The organism is Isoptericola sp. NPDC019482 (assembly GCF_040632295.1).
Taxonomy (GTDB): domain Bacteria; phylum Actinomycetota; class Actinomycetes; order Actinomycetales; family Cellulomonadaceae; genus Isoptericola.
In genome coordinates, this window is sequence record NZ_JBEYBQ010000002.1 from 148,544 (window position 1) to 163,961 (window position 15,418).

Sequence of the window (15,418 nt, forward strand, 5' to 3'; positions counted from 1 at the left end):
GTCGTCTTGACACATCCTGCCCGATGGCGGGCCGCGGTGCGAGAGGAAACGCACACTTGATGCGTCCTCTTGAGCACCTCTTGAGGAACTCAGAGGCGCTCGCGCAGCTCCCGCATGGCCTTCTTGCGCACGCTGCGCTCGAGGCGGTCCAGGTACAGCTTGCCGTCGAGGTGGTCGCACTCGTGCTGCAGGCAGCGCGCCATGAGGCCGGTGCCCTCGACCACCACCTCGTCGCCGTCGAGGTCCGTGCCGACGACGCGGGCGTACCACGCACGGGTCGTCGGGTACCAGAGTCCCGGCACCGACAGGCAGCCCTCGTCACCGTCCTGGGTCTCCTCCGAGAGGTCGACGATCCGCGGGTTGAGGACGTAGCCGATCTCGTCGTCGACGTTCCAGGAGAACGCCCGCAGGTTGACGCCGATCTGGTTGGCCGCGAGCCCGGCCCTGCCGTCGGCGTCGACGGTCTCCACGAGGTCCTCCACGAGGGAGCGGACACGGTCGTCCACCGTGGTGATCTCGTCGCAGGGTGTGCGCAGCACAGGGTCGGGCAGCACCCGGATCTCTCGCATCGCCATGGCCCGCATTCTCCCACGTCGTGAGGTGCTGGGAGCGCCGATTATCACGGTTTGATAACGTGCTCGGCGATGCTTCGACAGATGACCGAGTCAACGACGACCCCTGCCCTCGACCCGGGCCGGGTCGCCTCCCCGGCCGCGGGACGACCGCGACTCGCGGCCCTCGACGGGCTGCGCTTCCTGGCGGCGATGGCGGTGCTCGCCTACCACTACGTGGCCGTGAACCACTCCGCCTGGGGCGCCCGCACGGAGGACTCGTTCCCGAACCTCCAGCCCGTCGCCGCGTTCGGCTCCTTCGGGGTCCAGCTGTTCTTCGTGATCAGCGGCTTCGTCATCCTCATGTCGGCCTGGGGCCGGGACGTGCGGGCGTTCACCGCCTCCCGCGTCGGCCGCCTGTTCCCCGCGTACTGGCTGTCCGTGGCCGCCGTCGTCCTGCTGCTCGTCGTCGTCGCGCCGGGGCACAAGGACGTCGGGATCTCCGAGACCGCGGCCAATCTCACGATGGTCCAACGGGCCTTCGGCGTCCAGGACATCGAGTCCGTGTACTGGACCCTGTGGGCCGAGCTGCGCTTCTACGTGCTCGTCGGGGTGCTCCTGGCCCTCGGGATGACGCGCAACCGGCTCGTCGCGTTCGCCGCGATCTGGCCGGTCGCGGCCGCCGTCGCCGTCCAGTCCGGCAGCACCCTGGGCGCCACGGTGCTGGTCGGCACCGACGCCCCGCTCTTCGCCGGCGGCATGGTGCTCTTCCTGCTCACCAGGGACCGTCGGTCCCCGGTGCTGTGGCTCGTCCTGGCCCTCAACGTCGCCCTCTCCTGCATGATGTCGGGGCGCAGCCAGTCGCTGCGGATCGCCACCAGCACGGACGTCACCGTGGGGCCGCAGAGCTACTGGGTCGCCATCCTCGTGTGCTTCGCGCTCGTCGCCGCCGTCGCGCTCACACGCCTCGACCGGCTGTCGTGGCGGTGGCTCACGCTGGTGGGCGCCCTGACCTACCCGCTGTACCTGCTCCACTCCTCGTGGGGGCAGTGGATGATCGGCGAGACCAGCCCCTACCTGCCCGCGGGGGTCACGTTCGCGCTCGTCACGGTCGCCATGCTCGCCGTCGCGTACCTCGTGCACCGGTTCGTCGAGCGACCCTTCGGGCCGCGGCTGCGCCGCGCCGTCGCACGCGACCTGGAGCTGGCCGGCCGCGCCCTCCGCCGGGGGAAGCGGGACGTGCGCGCGGCTCAGGTGCCCGAGCCGGACGGCGCGTCCTCCAGGTAGGCGTCCAGCACGTCGCGCAGCACCCGCGCCTGGTTGTGCTCCGTGTCCCGCGCCGAGTAGAGCAGCGTCAGGTGCCGGTCCCCCGCGCCCAGCTCCGCCAGGCCCGCCACCTCCGGGTTGTCCGCGAGCTCCGCCCGGTAGCGCCGCTCGAACTCCTCGAACCGCTCCGGGTCGTGGTGGAACCAGTGCCGCAGGTCCGACGACGGCGCGACCTCCTTGCACCACCGGTCGAGGTGGGCGCGCTCCTTCGAGATACCCCGCGGCCAGAGCCGGTCGACGAGCACCCGTGCACCGTCGTCCGGGGACGGGTCGTCGTACACGCGCTTGACGGTGATGGTCACGCACCCATGACAGCGCGACGCGCGGCCCGCCGCACGCCCGGGGCGTCCGCGCCGGTATGCTCGCCGCGCGCCCCGTTAGCTCAGCTGGTCAGAGCAGGAGACTCATAATCTCTCGGTCGCGGGTTCAAGTCCTGCACGGGGCACTTCGCCCGCCGACGGGTCCGGCCGCCCGGCGGCGTGGGCCCGAACCAGCGGTGGGCGGGCTCGACGACCCCCGTCGTCCTCCGGTGCGACGGTCACCGAACGCCCGTAGTGTCTCGACCTCGGGTGCACGACCAGGGACGACGACATCGACGACCGATCGACAAGGATGGAAGCGTGGATCACAGTTCCGGCGGGGCCACCGTCGAAGACCATGGCGACACCTGGGTCCTGTGGGGTGAGATCGACGTCGCGGTCGCGCAGCGCGTCGGTGACGAGCTGAAGTCGTCCCTGGACGGGCGCCCCAAGACCATCGACCTCCGCCGCGTCACGTTCCTCGACTCCTCCGGCCTGCGGCTCCTGCTCCTCGGCGGCAGCGCCGAGCACGGGCCACTGCTCGTCGGAGCGCCCACAGCGGTGCGGGAGATCGTCGCTCTCACCGGGCTCGAGCACGCCGTCCGGTTCGCCGAGCCGGACGGCCCTGCGCCGCACGGCGGCGACGCCTGATCGGTCGGTCCCACCGGCCCTGCACCACCCGGCGGCGCCGCCTCGGCGGCACGCCATCCACCCCGAGGCCATCCGGCCCCGCGCTGCACCGGAGGAGAAATCTTGGACGACGCCGCCACCCCGTTCGTCGTGTCGCGCGTGCCGATGGCGCCGCCCGAGCCCGGCTTCACGCCGGTCGCGGAGTGGATCCTCGCCGACTACGACCAGCTCAGCCGCCTGCGCTCCTCCTTGACAGCCGTCGTCGGCTCCGGGGACGGGGCCGGCACCGAGATGCACGACACGGCCGAGAAGATCGTGCTGATCGCCTCGGAGCTGGCGACCAACGCGCTGCTGCACGGGCTTCCGCCCACGGTCGTGCGCTTGCTGAGGAACGAGCGCTCCTGGCTCCTCGACGTCCTGGACCACGACGTGGCCGGGGTGCCCACCGTCGACGGCGACCGCCCTCCCGGTCACGGCGGGCTGGGGCTCCTCATCGCCGAGCGACTCTCGGCCGAGGTGGGCTGGTACACCTCGGACGCCGCCAAGCACGTCTGGGCGACCTTCCCCGTGTCACAGGAGGGCTGACCTGCACCGCGACCGGTGACGAGGAGCGCTGGGACCGCTACGCTCCGGGCCATGCTCCGCGTGCTGCCGATGCTGGCCTACCTCGCGCTCGTCGTCTACGCCCTCGTGGACGTCGTCCAGTCCGACGAGGAGGACGGCGGCGGCATCCAGAAGGGCTTCTGGATCCTCATCATCCTGCTGCTCCCGTTCGCCGGGTCGATCGCGTGGATCGTCGTGAGCCGGCGCGCCCGCGCCAACCGGCGGCCCGCGCCGCGGACCGGCTACCCCGCCGGCCCCGTGCCGCCGGCGCAGTACCCGGGGCGCCGGCGCACGTGGGAGTCGGACGACGCACCGTCCGCCGATCCCGACGACGACCCCGAGATGCGCTGGCTCATGGAGCAGGCACGTCTCAAGCGCGAGCGCGAGCAGGCCACGCAGCACCAGCCCCCGTCGGTGAAGGACGAGGGGCAGGGCGCCGCGAGCTGACCCACCAGGCTTGCCGGCCGGGCGCGCCCCGCACCCCGCGCACGGTCGCTACGGTGGCGCCATGTGGTTCCGCCGCTCCCCGCTGCCCGACGACGTCCGCCGCGCACTCCCGCTGGCGCGCGGCGAGCGGATCCTCGCGTCCGCGGAGCTCGCCGACGACCGCTGGGCCGTCGCGACGACGGCCGACCTGGTCGTCGTCGGCCCCGGCACCGAGGACGTCACGACGCGGCGCCCGTGGTGCGACGTCGACCGCGGCGTGTTCGACCCCGAGCGGGCCGAGCTGGCCATCGAGTGGGTGGACGCCGCCCCGGACACGGTGCTGCGGCTCGTCGACGCGGAGCGCACGTCGTTCCCCCAGGCCCTGCGCGAGCGGGTGCAGTGGTCGGTCGTGCTGGCCGAGACTGTCACGGTGCCGGGAGGCGACGTCAAGGTCGCGGTCCGGCGCACCGCGGACGGCCGGTTCTTCTCCCAGGCCGTCGCGGGGCCCGGCATCGACCTCGACGACCCGCGAGTCGCCCGAGTGGTGGACGCCACGGAGTCCAGGGTCCGGGGGGCGTCCGGACTACCCGTGTGAGCCTGGTATTGTTCTTCCCGGTTCGAAGGCCGCAAGCCGGACGACCACACGATCCCGCGTAGCTCAGCTGGCAGAGCATCCGACTGTTAATCGGACGGTCGTTGGTTCAAGTCCAACCGCGGGAGCATCGAGAAAGGCCCCTGACCTGCAACGCAGGACAGGGGCCTTCGTCGTACTCGGCCGCGACGTCATCGCGGGCCCGGCCGGTCGCCGGATCAGGGCAGGTCGTCGCCCGCCCACGGGTACGACGGCTGCGCGCCCGAGCCGCGCACGGCGAACGCGCCGACGCGGACGGCGAGTCGAGCGGCGTCGACCAGTCCGCTCCCCCGTGCGAGCTCGGCCGCCAGCGCGCCGACGAACGCGTCGCCCGCCCCGGTCGTGTCGACGGCGTCCACGCGCGGCGCGTGCACCGCGACGCCTCCGGGGTCGGCCTCGCCGCCGGCCACCAGGGCGCCCCGCGCACCTCGGGTCAGCACGACGGACGGCACGCCGGCGGCGCGGAGCCGCGCGACGACGTCCTCGTCCGCGAGGCCGCCGGCACCGCCACCGTCCAGGAGCTCCAGCGCGCCGTGCGCCTCGTGCTCGTTGACCACCAGAGGGTCGGCCCGGCGCAGCACCGCGGGTTCGACCTCGATCACCGGCGCCAGGTTCACCACGACCCGCCCACCGGCCAGCCGCGCGGCGGCCTCGACGCCGTCGCGCGGGATCTCGCCCTGGAGCACCACCACCGCGGCGGCGCCCAGCAGGTCGGCGTGCCGACCCACGGCCGCGGCACCGACCGTGCCGTTCGCGCCGGGGACGACGACGATCGAGTTCTCCCCGTCGGCCGCGACGGTCACCACCGCGACGCCCGTGCCCCCCGGCACGACCGCCAGCCGGTCGAGCTCGACGCCCGCCTCCCGCAGCCCCGACGTGGCGGCCTCGGCGAACTCGTCGTCACCCACCGCGCCCACGAACGCCACGCGAGCCCCCAGGCGTGCGGCCGCCACCGCCTGGTTGGCGCCCTTCCCGCCGGGCAGCACCTGCAGGTCGCGGCCCAGCACGGTCTCCCCCGGCGCCGGGTGCACAGTGGTGCGCGCCAGCAGGTCGGCGTTGGCGGAGCCCACGACCACCACGGACGACGAGGGTGGGACGGGGACGGACGGGGACGGCGTCACGGGCATGGTCTCTCCGGGCTCTCGGGCGTCGATCGGGCGGGCGTCGTCGGTCGACGGCGGGTCAGAGGGTGAGCAGGCGCTCGACCAGGTGCGGGGCGAGCGGCGCGTCGGTGGCGAGGACGACCCGGGTGCGCGCGCCGGGCACGTCGGGGTACCCGGCGTACAGGCCGCGCAGGTCGCACACCGTCTGGCCGCGGCCCGGGCCGTCGGTGGCGTCGACGACGACGGGCACCCGCGGCGCCACGGTCGGGGTCACGCCACCGACCGCGATGGCCGCCGCGAGCGGGTCGTGCAGGGCCGAGCATCGCCGGCCGAAGGTCGGCACGTGGAAGCCGAAGTACAGGTCCAGCACCTCCCCGAGCCACGGGGCCAGCGCCGTGCCCGCCTCGAGCAGGGCCTTGCGGTCGGCCTCCTCGAACACGTGGGCCATCGTGACGTCGAGGGGCACGAGCGTCACGTCCCAGTCGACGGCGAGCACCTCGGCCGCCGCCTCCGGATCCTTCGCGATGTTCGCCTCGGCGGCCGGAGTCACGTTGCCCGGGTGCAGGGCGGCCCCGCCCATGACCGTCACGTCGAGGACCCGCTCCGGCAGCGTGGGATCCGCGCGGAGCGCGAGGGCGAGGTTGGTGAGCGGCCCCACCGCGACGACGCGCAGCAGCCCCGCGTGCTCGTGCGACAGCCGGAGCAGCAGCTCGACGGCCGACTCCGCCGTGACCTCCCGCCCGGACGGCGGCAGCGCGACGTCGCCCACGCCGTTGCGGCCGTGGACGGACGGCGCGCCCCCGTCGTAGCTGCCCACCAGCGGGTCGTGCGCCCCTACGGCGACCGGGACGTCGTCCCGTCCCGCGAGCGCCAGGAGGTCGAGCGAGTTGACGGCGCCCTGCCGCGCGTCGATGTTGCCGCTGACGCTGCCGACGCCGACCAGGTCGACCTCCGGCGCGGCCAGCAGGTAGGCGAGGGCGAGGGAGTCGTCGACGCCGGTGTCGCAGTCGAGGTACAGCGGGGCGGAGGGGCCGGGCAGGGTCACGTGGCGTCCTTCGTGGTCGTGGGGTTGCGGACCCCAGTCTCTCGCAGCCGACCGGCCGGCACCGGGAATACCCGCCACGGCCTGCGGGCTTGTGCCTCACGTGCCCACGACCGGTCATGTCTCTGTCGGCCTGCGCTCCGAGCGCGGCCCCATCCTGCTGTCCCTGATGCTCTCGACGGCGCTCGTCGCGCTCGACGCCACGATCATCGCCACCGCGTCGGCGACCATCGCGCGAGAGCTGGGCGGGTTCGACCAGCTGCCGTGGCTGTTCTCCACGTACCTGCTGGCCCAGGCCGTGAGCACACCGGTGTTCGGGCGGCTGGCGGACGTGCTCGGCCGCAAGCGGCTGATGCTCGCCGGCGTCGCGCTGTTCTTCGCCGGGTCGGTGCTCGCCGGCGCGGCCCCGACGATGGGCGTGCTGATCGCCGGGCGCGTGGTGCAGGGGCTCGGCGCGGGGGCGGTCATGCCGGTGTCGATGACGATCGCCGCGGACATCTACACGCTGGAGGAGCGGGCGAAGACCCAGGGCTACCTCGCGTCCGTGTGGGCGATCTCCGCCGTCGTCGGGCCGACGCTCGGTGGCGTGTTCTCCCAGTTCGTGAGCTGGCGCTGGATCTTCTGGGTCAACATCCCGCTGTGCGCGCTCGCCGCCTGGATGCTGGCGCGCCGCTACCACGAGGCCCCGCGTACGGGCGCACGGGAGCCGATCGACTACCTCGGCGCCGCGCTGCTCGCCGGCGGCAGCACGATGCTGCTGCTCGGGCTGCTCGAGGGCGGCACGCGGTGGGACTGGGGCTCGCTGCCGTCGGTCGTGGTCTTCTCCGTCGCCGTGCTGCTGCTCGCCGCCTTCGCGGTGCAGGCCCGCCGTTCCAGGCACCCGATCGTGGACCTCGCCATCCTGCGCCGCCGCGTCGTCGGCGTCTCGACGACCGTGTCGCTGCTCGTCGGCGTCGTCGTGCTCAGCCTGTCCACCTACGTGCCGATCTACGCCCAGGGCGTGCTGGGCACCGGCCCGCTCGTCGCCGGCTTCGCGCTGGCAGCGATGACCATCGGCTGGCCGCTCTCCGCCTCCAACGCAGGACGCCTCTACCTGCGCATCGGCTTCCGGTATACGGCGATGATCGGCACGTCGCTCGTCGTGGTGGGCACGACGCTCACGCTGCTGCTCGGGTCCTCGACGTCGGTGCTGGGCGTCGCCGCCGCGTGCTTCGTCATCGGCTCGGGCATGGGCCTCACGGCGGTGCCGACGCTCATCGCCGCGCAGTCGCAGGCGTCGTTCACCGAGCGCGGCGCCGTCACCGGCACCAACATGTTCGCGCGGTCGCTCGGGTCCGCCGTGGGCGTGGCCGTGTGCGGCGCGATCGTCAACGCGCGCACCACGCTGGGCCCGGACGGCACCCCGGTGGGCCCGGGGCTGATGTCCGCGATCCACCTCGTCTTCGTGCTCCTGGTGGTCGTGGCCGGGGTGCTGGTGGTGCTCGCCACGCTCATGCCGGCCGACCTGCGGGAGGCACGCGAGCGCCGCGCCCGCGCCGCGGCGACGGCCTGACCCTCATCAGGGCTGCGCAGGCGGCGTCCAGCCCATGACCGCGCGGTCCCAGGTGGGAGCCGAACCGCCCGACACCGGGGCCGTGACCGTGACCGACAACTCGTTGAGGACGCGCCTCGCTCGCTGCTAGCCTCCCGGAGGCCGTGCGAGACAGAGCAAGGAGGTGGTACCCGTGAACGTATCGACACAGGTGCTCCTCCGCGGAGTCATGGTCGGGCGATAGGTCGCCCGGGAGCGCCGTTCGCTCAGCACTCCCCGAGAGGCCGACCATGAACGCCACCCCCAGCTCGACACCGGGCTCGACATCGGGCTCCACCGTGACCTTCACCGCCGAGCAGCAGCTCGACGACGGCGTCATCGAACGCCGCTTCACCCTCGACGACGCCCCCGAGATCCCCGGCGTCCTCTGGACGCCGCCGTCCGCCACGCCGTCGGACCCCGCTCCCCTGATCCTGCTCGGCCAGCCCGGCGGCCTCGGCATGGACCGGATGTACCCCCGGCTGGTGGGCCGCGCCCGGCATGCCGCCTCCGACGGCTTCGCGACGGTCGCCCTGGAGGGCCCCGGCGCCGGCGACCGTCCTCCCCTCCCGGGCGCCGACCAGGCGCGAGCCGACCTGCGCCGCGTGCTCGCCGCCGGCGAGCCGGTCCCCGACGACGTCGTCGACCGGCTGGTCCTCCCGCTGGTCGACCAGGCGGTCCCGGAATGGCGGTCCGCCCTCGACGCGCTCCTCGCCCTGCCCGAGATCGACGGGCCCGTCGGGTACTCGGGCGGCGTGATCGCCGTCGGCGTCCGGCTGGCGGTGGTCGAGCCGCGCATCGTGGCCGCAGGGCTCTTCGCCGGGAGCTACGTACCCCGGTCCACGGTCGAGGAGGCCCGGCGCGTCACGATCCCCGTGCACGTCCTGCTGCAGTGGGACGACGAGGGCAACGACCGGCAGGCGGCTCTGGACCTGTTCGACGCCTTCGGCTCGACGGAGAAGACGCTGCAGGCCAACCTGGGCGGCCACACCGGCGTCCCCGCGTTCGCCGGTGACGACGCGGCGCGGTTCTTCGCGCGGCACCTGCGGTGACCTGAGGCTCCGTCGGGGCTCCCGTCCGCGGGCCGCTAGGGTCGGCGGATGGGAGTCCTGTCGGCGCGGGGGCCGGAGACCGTGCTCGAGACCGAGCGGCTGCTGCTGCGGCCCTGGCGCGTCGAGGAGGCCGGCGTCCAGCGCGAGCTGTGGGGCGAGCGCGACCCGCGCGTCCCCCCGCACCGCCGTCTCGACGAGGCGGGGCGGCCCACGCTGGACGAGATGGTGGGGTGGATCCGCGAGGGCACCCGCGCGCCGGGGCTCGGCCTGCTGGCCGTGGAGCGTCGGGGCGAGGGCGACGTGATCGGGTACTGCGGCCTGATCGACGGCGTCGTCGGGCCCCACGAGCCCGAGGTGGCCTACGAGCTGCTCCGGCGCACCTGGGGCGCCGGGTACGCGACGGAGGCCGCGGGGGCCGTCGTCGGCTGGGCCCGGGCGTCGGGCTACCGGCGCCTGTGGTCGACCGTCCGCGACTGGAACGTCGCGTCCCTGCGGGTGCTGGCCAAGGTGGGTTTCGTGGAGTCCGGCCGCGTGGATCCGGACGACGTCCACGGCGACGCGCTGTTCCTCACGCGGAGCCTGTGACGGTCCAGGGAGGACGTCAGGACTCGCTGCGCTCCCGCAGCGTGCGCCGCTGCTGCTCGATGGCGAGCAGGTCGGTGAAGGCCTGCTGGAACGCCTCAGGCTCCTTCTCCTGGTCGAGGCGCTGCAGGCGGCTCTTCGCGTCCGCGATGCGGCGCGTGAGGCCGAGGTCCACGAGCGCGCGCACGACGTCGGCCACGTAGGCACCGATGACCGCCTCGCGGTCCTCCGGCACCGGGGCGACCGCCAGCTCGGTGACCAGCGGCGCGACGGTCTCGGGCGCCTGCTCGGTCACGGCCTCGACCCACCGGCCGCCGCCCACCTCGCGCCCGGCCGCGACACCGCCCGCGGCGCGCACGGCGTCGTGCACCGCACGCCAGGCGGGGACGCCGAACGCGTCCTCGCCCAGCTCGTCGAACGTCGCGGGCACGTGCTGGGGGTACTGCAGGACGACGATCAGCGCCTGGCGCTCGAGCCTCGCGACGGGGTCGCGCGGGTCCGGCGCGGCGAGGACCGGCGTCACGGGGGCGGCCTCGGGCCCGGGGCGCACGTCGCGGCGCTGGTCCTGGCGCTGGTCCCCGCGGCCGCCGCGCGCCGGCGTCGACGCGGCGCGCGCGACCTCGCGGCGGACGTCCTCGGTGTCGATGCCGATCCAGCGCGCCAGCGAGCGGGAGTAGCCGAGCTGCATCGACCGGTCGCGGATTCCCGCGACGAGCGGCGCAGCCGCGCGCAGCGCCCCGACCCGCCCCTCGACCGTGTCGAGGTCGAACGTGTCGAGGGTGGTGCGGATGACGAACTCGAAGAGCGGCTGGCGCCCGTCGACCAGGGCCCGCACGGCCTCGGGGCCCCGGGCCATCCGCAGCTCGCACGGGTCCATGCCGCCGGGCTCGACGGCGACGAACGTCTGGGCGTGGAACCGCTGGTCCTCGCCGAACGCACGCACCGCGGCCTTCTGGCCCGCCGCGTCGCCGTCGAACGTGAAGATCACCTCGCCGCCCAGCGACGCCCCCGACGCGAGCTGCAGCCCGCCGCCCGCCGTGGTGTCGCCGAGCAGCCGGCGCACGACCTTGGCGTGGTCGCCGCCGAACGCGGTGCCGCAGGTCGCCACCGCCGAGTCCACCCCGGACAGGTGGGCGGCCATGACGTCGGTGTACCCCTCGACGATCACGACCCGCTTGCCCTGCGCGATGGCCTTCTTGGCCAGGTCGATCCCGTACAGCACCTGGGACTTCTTGTAGAGCGACGTCTCGGGGGTGTTGAGGTACTTCGGGCCCTGGTCGTCGTCGTACAGGCGGCGGGCGCCGAAGCCGATCACCGCGCCGGTGACGTCGCGGATGGGCCACACGAGGCGGCCGCGGAACCGGTCGTAGATGCCGCGCTGCCCCTCGCTGACCAGCCCGGACGCGACGAGCTCGGCCTGAGTGAAGCCCCGCCCCTGCAGGTGGCGCAGCAGCGCGTCCCAGCCCGTCGGGGCGTAGCCCACGCCGAAGTGCTCGGCGTCGGCGCGGTCGAAGCTGCGCTCCGCGAGGAACGCCCGGCCGGCCTGCGCCCCCGGTCCGAAGAGCTGCTCGGTGTAGAACTCGGCGGCCACCCGGTGCGCCTCGATCAGGCGCTGGCGCCGGCCCGGCTCCTCGCGCGGGCCGCGGTCGGCGGCCGCGCCGGTGCGGGAGTCCTCGTAACGCAGCTGCACGCCCGCACGGTCGGCGAGGTACTCGACGGCGTCGGTGAAACCCATCCCGTCGATCTTCTGCACGAACGAGATGACGTCGCCGCCCTCGCCGCAGCCGAAGCAGTGCCAGCGGCCGACGCCCGGGCGCACGTGGAACGACGGCGAGCGCTCGTCGTGGAAGGGGCACAGACCCTTGAGCGACCCGACGCCCGCGGGCTTGAGGGTGACGTGGGCGGAGACGATCTCCTCGATCCGTGCGCGTTCCCGTACCGCCTCGACATCCTCGCGCTTGATCAGTCCCGCCACGTGCGCAGTCTAGGCCCGGGCGAGCCGGCCGAGGGAGTCCGCGCAGCGCCGCGCGTAGGCGGCCGGCGTCGTCCCGAGGGCGCGCGCGAAGTCGACGCCGAGGTGCGCCTGGTCGTAGTAGCCCACGGCGCCGGCCAGGTCGGCGAGCGGCAGCGCGGGGTCCGCCGCCAGCAGGTCGGCGGCCAGGTGGACGCGGTGGCGCTGCAGCACCCACTTGGGGCTGACGCCCACCCAGTCGGCGAAGAGCCGCTGCAACGACCGCGGCGACGTCCCGACCAGCGCGGCGAGGTCGGCGACCCCGGCGTCCGGCCCCAGCTCCCCCGCGACCACCGCACCCAGGACCCGGGCGACCCGGTCGAGCGCGAGCGCGGAGCGCGGCGTCCGCCGCCCGTCGGCTGCGGCCCGCAGCGCCGGGGTGACGGCAGCGACGGCCGCCTCGTCGTCGCCCGCCCGCGCGGCGGCCACCGCCCGGCGGCCCGCGTCCTCGACGTCGGACGCGGACGGGCCCCGCGGGCCGGGGAGCGCGGCCGCGGCCGGCACGACGAGGCCGGGACGCAGCGCGCCCGGGCCGCCCACCAGCACCCGCAGCGCACCGGGGCGCAGCTTGGTGCCCAGTACCGCGCCCGCCCCTCGCAGGGTCCGCGAGAACAGGCCGCCGGGGATCCCGTGCACGGCGAACCCGTCCGTCTCGGCGACCACGTTGGCGTTCGGGTGCGGGATCACGACCTGCGTGAACTCCGCCCCGGGCGGCAGGTCCCACCGGACGATCCAGTGCCGCTCCACGAGGTCCGCCAGGTCGTGAGCCGGGTCCAGGCGCACGAGCTCGAACCCGCCGCGGGCCGCGGCCGGGTCGACCAGCCCCCGAGTGGTCGCCGTCGGGGCCCGGAAACCCGCGCCGACCGCGCTCTTTTCGAACACCTGTCGCATTCCTCCAAGACTGCCCCCACCCTCCGACACCAGCATGGGGAGCGAACGCCGGGACCGCCCGGACGCCCGCTGGAGGGAGAGCCATGGACCTGTCACCGCTGCACCCGAACCTCACGGTCGCCGACCCGCGCGCCGCCATCGACTTCTACGTCGCCGGCCTCGGCGCCGAGGTGATCGACACGATCACCGCGGGGGACGCGATCATCCACTCCGACCTGCGGATCTCGACCCCCCAGGGCAGCTCCACGTTCACCGTGGCCGCCGCCTTCCCGGCCGAGGGCGCGGTGGCGCCGGAGGCCGACGGCGCCACCACCGGCTCGTTCACGCTCAACGTGGACGACGCCGACGCCGCGCACGCCCGTGCGGTCGCCGCGGGCGCGACGAGCACGCAGGAGCCCGGCGACTGGTTCCCGGGGTTCCGGCAGGCGGCCGTGCGCTGCCCCGCCGGGCACCGGTGGTTCTTCGCCCAGGTGGCCGACGACGTCACGCCCGAGGACGTCCAGCGCGCCAGCGACGCGTGGATGGCCGGGCAGTCCTGACGACCGCCGGCGTCAGCCCCGCCGCACGAGCCGCTCGTGCCACTGCAGGGCCGAGACGTCCGTGAGCGACGCGACCTGGTCGACGACGACGCGCAGCCGCGCGCCGTCGTCGGCCGCGCTCCGCCAGTCGGCGGCGAACGGCGCCTCCAGGGCGTCGGGGGAGCGGTCCGCCAGGACGTCGACCAGCTCGGCGACGACCTCGCGCTGGGCGCCGTACACCGGCTCGGACTCGCGCGGCGCCATGACGTAGGCGACGGCGACGCCCTTGAGGGCGAGGATCTCGTCCGCCGTCTCCTGCGGCACGACGAGCCGGGCCACGTAGCGGGTGAGCGGTCCGTCGCCGAACACCTCGCGCGTCGCGTCCTGGGCCGCCCCGCTGAACCGGCCGATGAGCTGGCTCGTCGCGTCCTTGAGGCGGGCGAGCGCACGTCGCGAGCCGTCGAAGTCCGTCACCAGGTAGCCGGTGTCCCGCAGTCGGCACAGCGCCGCGTCGATGTCGTCCGGCTCGTGCCAGCTCCCGTACCAGGCGCGCACGTGCGCGGTGACGCGCGCCCGCTCGTCCGCGTCGTCGAGCACCCGCAGGTCGAGGCGCCCGCCCACGACCGCGTCCTCGACGTCGTGCACCGAGTAGCTGATGTCGTCGGCGAGGTCCATGACCTGCGCCTCCATGCACCGCACGCGGCTGCCGAGCGCCCCTCGCCGCAACCACTCGAAGACCGGCCGGTCGTCGGGGTAGACGCCGAACTTCGGCGTCGGGGCGCCGTCCGGGCGCGCGGGGCCGGCGCCGAAAGCCCAGGGGTACTTCACGCTGGCGTCCAGGCTGGCGCGCGTGAGGTTGAGGCCGCGCGGCGACCCGTCGCCGGCGAAGATCTTGGGCTCCAGCCGCGTGAGGAGCCGCAGCGTCTGGGCGTTGCCCTCGAAGCCGCCGATGCCCTCCGCGACCTCGGCGAGCGCCCGCTCCCCGTTGTGCCCGAACGGCGGGTGGCCGAGGTCGTGCGTGAGGCACGCGGTGTCCACGAGGTCAGGGTCGCAGCCGAGCGCGCGCCCCATCTCCCGGCCCACCTGGGCCACCTCGAGCGAGTGCGTCAGCCGCGTGCGCACGAAGTCGTCGCTGCCCGGCCCCAGCACCTGAGTCTTCGCGCCGAGGCGGCGCAGACCCGAGGAGTGCACGACGCGGGCGCGGTCGCGCTCGAACGCCGTCCTGTGCTTCGACTTGGGCGGCTCCGCGTACCAGCGCTCGGTGTCCGCGTCCGTGTACGACCCGAGCCACTCCTCACCCGTGTCCGGGCGCGCCGCCGGGCCCAGCACGTCGGCGTCGAAAGCGCCCTGCTCGAACGTCTGCACGTCCGAAGCCTAACGACCGGCACCCACACCTCAGGCCTGGGCGACGGCGCGGCCCCGGTAGACGGCGGTCCGCAGCTCCTGGGCCCACTCCGCGTACAGCGGCATGCCCCGCTCGCGCGCGACGGCGAGCTCTGCCTCGACGTCGTACGGCACGCGCACGTGCTGGATGCCGAACGGCGCCGGGTCCGGGGAGTCCGCCACGCCCTCGAGGATCGCGTAGACGGGCGTCGGGTCGTCCAGGGGGTTGCCCACGCTGCCCGTGTTGAACAGCGTGCGGCCGCGGTACGTCTCGAGGTAGGCGTCGTGGACGTCGCCGTACCCCACGACGCTCGGCTCCGGGCCGGGGCCCGTGAGCTCCGTCGTCGCGAACATGCCCGCGAACTCCTCCGGCGTGTGGTGGAAATGCACCCGCGTGTGCACGCTCGTCGCCGACGCGTGGAACAGCCGCACCCGACGGCCCGACAGCAGCAGGTCGTGGCACCGCGGCTTGGCGGCGAGCCACTCGCGCTGGTCGGGGCGCAGCTCGTCGCGCCACCACACCAGCCCGTCGTCGGCGTCGTCCGCGATCCCGGGCAGGAAGTCGTCCCAGTTGCCGCGGACGTCCGTCTCGCACACCTCGCGCAGCCGGTCGACGACGGCGCTCCCGCGCGGCCCCTTCCCGGCGTCGTCGCCGAGGTTGATCACGCGGGCGATCCCTCGGGCGGCGATGTCGGCGAGCACGGCCTCCAGCGCGCCGAGGTTGCCGTGCACGTCGGAGATGACGGCGATGCGGTCCAGGTCACCGTGCGGGTCGCGGGTCACGGGGTCGATGCTCCCAC

The 15,418-nt window shown here is 74.5% G+C and carries 17 protein-coding genes and 2 tRNA genes; 11 read left to right on the top strand and 8 right to left on the bottom strand.

Annotated features, from left to right (window positions below; translation table 11 throughout):
* Positions 1-89: 89 nt before the first annotated feature.
* Positions 90-575 (bottom strand): peptide deformylase, encoded by a 486-nt coding sequence (gene def, locus ABZ493_RS02630; RefSeq protein WP_430580626.1) that lies wholly within the window; start codon positions 573-575, stop codon positions 90-92.
* 81 nt (positions 576-656) lie between these two features.
* Between def and ABZ493_RS02635 the strand changes: the two genes are divergently transcribed.
* Positions 657-1,838 (top strand): acyltransferase, encoded by a 1,182-nt coding sequence (locus ABZ493_RS02635; RefSeq protein WP_430580627.1) that lies wholly within the window; start codon positions 657-659, stop codon positions 1,836-1,838.
* Here ABZ493_RS02635 and ABZ493_RS02640 read toward each other — a convergent pair.
* Complete coding sequence (locus tag ABZ493_RS02640; protein WP_430580628.1) at positions 1,802-2,179, bottom strand: DUF488 domain-containing protein; 378 nt, start codon at positions 2,177-2,179, stop codon at positions 1,802-1,804. The genes ABZ493_RS02635 and ABZ493_RS02640 overlap by 37 nt on opposite strands.
* Before the next feature lie 69 nt (positions 2,180-2,248).
* On the opposite strand from ABZ493_RS02640, the gene ABZ493_RS02645 reads away from it, so the two are divergent.
* From ABZ493_RS02645 to ABZ493_RS02670, 6 genes are all read left to right on the top strand, one after another.
* Positions 2,249-2,322 (top strand) — tRNA-Ile (locus ABZ493_RS02645).
* Between the two features lie 175 nt (positions 2,323-2,497).
* The gene (locus ABZ493_RS02650; RefSeq protein ID WP_430580629.1) at positions 2,498-2,827 is read left to right on the top strand and encodes an STAS domain-containing protein; all 330 of its coding nucleotides are present in this window, start codon (positions 2,498-2,500) and stop codon (positions 2,825-2,827) included.
* 102 nt (positions 2,828-2,929) lie between these two features.
* Positions 2,930-3,391: an ATP-binding protein gene (locus tag ABZ493_RS02655; RefSeq protein ID WP_430580630.1), complete on the top strand. Its 462-nt coding sequence runs from the start codon at positions 2,930-2,932 to the stop codon at positions 3,389-3,391.
* Positions 3,392-3,442: 51 nt separating this feature from the next.
* Positions 3,443-3,856: a PLD nuclease N-terminal domain-containing protein gene (locus ABZ493_RS02660; RefSeq protein ID WP_430580631.1), complete on the top strand. Its 414-nt coding sequence runs from the start codon at positions 3,443-3,445 to the stop codon at positions 3,854-3,856.
* 61 nt (positions 3,857-3,917) lie between these two features.
* Positions 3,918-4,430, top strand: a complete 513-nt coding sequence (locus tag ABZ493_RS02665) for a hypothetical protein (RefSeq protein WP_430580632.1) — start codon at positions 3,918-3,920, stop codon at positions 4,428-4,430.
* Between the two features lie 52 nt (positions 4,431-4,482).
* Positions 4,483-4,555, top strand: a tRNA-Asn gene (locus tag ABZ493_RS02670).
* A 90-nt stretch (positions 4,556-4,645) separates the two neighbouring features.
* Here ABZ493_RS02670 and ABZ493_RS02675 read toward each other — a convergent pair.
* A complete protein-coding gene (locus ABZ493_RS02675; protein WP_430580633.1) occupies positions 4,646-5,593 on the bottom strand; it encodes a ribokinase in 948 nt (315 codons plus the stop codon).
* Between the two features lie 55 nt (positions 5,594-5,648).
* Positions 5,649-6,614: a nucleoside hydrolase gene (locus tag ABZ493_RS02680; RefSeq protein ID WP_430580634.1), complete on the bottom strand. Its 966-nt coding sequence runs from the start codon at positions 6,612-6,614 to the stop codon at positions 5,649-5,651.
* A 100-nt stretch (positions 6,615-6,714) separates the two neighbouring features.
* Between ABZ493_RS02680 and ABZ493_RS02685 the strand changes: the two genes are divergently transcribed.
* From ABZ493_RS02685 to ABZ493_RS02695, 3 genes are all read left to right on the top strand, one after another.
* A complete protein-coding gene (locus ABZ493_RS02685) occupies positions 6,715-8,163 on the top strand; it encodes an MDR family MFS transporter (protein WP_430580635.1) in 1,449 nt (482 codons plus the stop codon).
* 269 nt (positions 8,164-8,432) lie between these two features.
* Positions 8,433-9,233 (top strand): alpha/beta hydrolase, encoded by an 801-nt coding sequence (locus ABZ493_RS02690; protein ID WP_430580636.1) that lies wholly within the window; start codon positions 8,433-8,435, stop codon positions 9,231-9,233.
* 48 nt (positions 9,234-9,281) lie between these two features.
* Positions 9,282-9,818, top strand: a complete 537-nt coding sequence (locus ABZ493_RS02695; RefSeq protein ID WP_430580637.1) for a GNAT family N-acetyltransferase — start codon at positions 9,282-9,284, stop codon at positions 9,816-9,818.
* Positions 9,819-9,834: 16 nt separating this feature from the next.
* Here the strand turns inward: ABZ493_RS02695 and dnaG are convergent, their stop codons facing one another.
* Together dnaG and ABZ493_RS02705 are read right to left on the bottom strand one after the other, a co-directional pair.
* A complete protein-coding gene (dnaG, locus tag ABZ493_RS02700; protein WP_430580638.1) occupies positions 9,835-11,790 on the bottom strand; it encodes a DNA primase in 1,956 nt (651 codons plus the stop codon).
* 9 nt (positions 11,791-11,799) lie between these two features.
* Positions 11,800-12,708: a helix-turn-helix domain-containing protein gene (locus ABZ493_RS02705; protein ID WP_430580639.1), complete on the bottom strand. Its 909-nt coding sequence runs from the start codon at positions 12,706-12,708 to the stop codon at positions 11,800-11,802.
* 92 nt (positions 12,709-12,800) lie between these two features.
* On the opposite strand from ABZ493_RS02705, the gene ABZ493_RS02710 reads away from it, so the two are divergent.
* Positions 12,801-13,256: a VOC family protein gene (locus tag ABZ493_RS02710; protein WP_430580640.1), complete on the top strand. Its 456-nt coding sequence runs from the start codon at positions 12,801-12,803 to the stop codon at positions 13,254-13,256.
* A 12-nt stretch (positions 13,257-13,268) separates the two neighbouring features.
* Here ABZ493_RS02710 and ABZ493_RS02715 read toward each other — a convergent pair whose 3' ends face one another.
* Positions 13,269-14,561: a deoxyguanosinetriphosphate triphosphohydrolase gene (locus ABZ493_RS02715; protein ID WP_430580723.1), complete on the bottom strand. Its 1,293-nt coding sequence runs from the start codon at positions 14,559-14,561 to the stop codon at positions 13,269-13,271.
* A 69-nt stretch (positions 14,562-14,630) separates the two neighbouring features.
* Entirely contained in the window at positions 14,631-15,401 is a 771-nt protein-coding gene (locus ABZ493_RS02720; protein WP_430580641.1) for a metallophosphoesterase family protein, read from the bottom strand.
* Between the last annotated feature and the right edge of the window lie 17 nt (positions 15,402-15,418).

Coding starts and splice junctions, on each gene's coding strand:
- ABZ493_RS02690 (WP_430580636.1), top strand. CDS start 8,433: ATGAACGCCACCCCCAGCTCGACACCGGGCTCGACATCGGGCTCCACC.
- ABZ493_RS02660 (WP_430580631.1), top strand. CDS start 3,443: ATGCTCCGCGTGCTGCCGATGCTGGCCTACCTCGCGCTCGTCGTCTAC.
- ABZ493_RS02635 (WP_430580627.1), top strand. CDS start 657: ATGACCGAGTCAACGACGACCCCTGCCCTCGACCCGGGCCGGGTCGCC.
- ABZ493_RS02695 (WP_430580637.1), top strand. CDS start 9,282: ATGGGAGTCCTGTCGGCGCGGGGGCCGGAGACCGTGCTCGAGACCGAG.
- def (WP_430580626.1), bottom strand. CDS start 575: ATGGCGATGCGAGAGATCCGGGTGCTGCCCGACCCTGTGCTGCGCACA.
- ABZ493_RS02710 (WP_430580640.1), top strand. CDS start 12,801: ATGGACCTGTCACCGCTGCACCCGAACCTCACGGTCGCCGACCCGCGC.
- ABZ493_RS02665 (WP_430580632.1), top strand. CDS start 3,918: ATGTGGTTCCGCCGCTCCCCGCTGCCCGACGACGTCCGCCGCGCACTC.
- ABZ493_RS02675 (WP_430580633.1), bottom strand. CDS start 5,593: ATGCCCGTGACGCCGTCCCCGTCCGTCCCCGTCCCACCCTCGTCGTCC.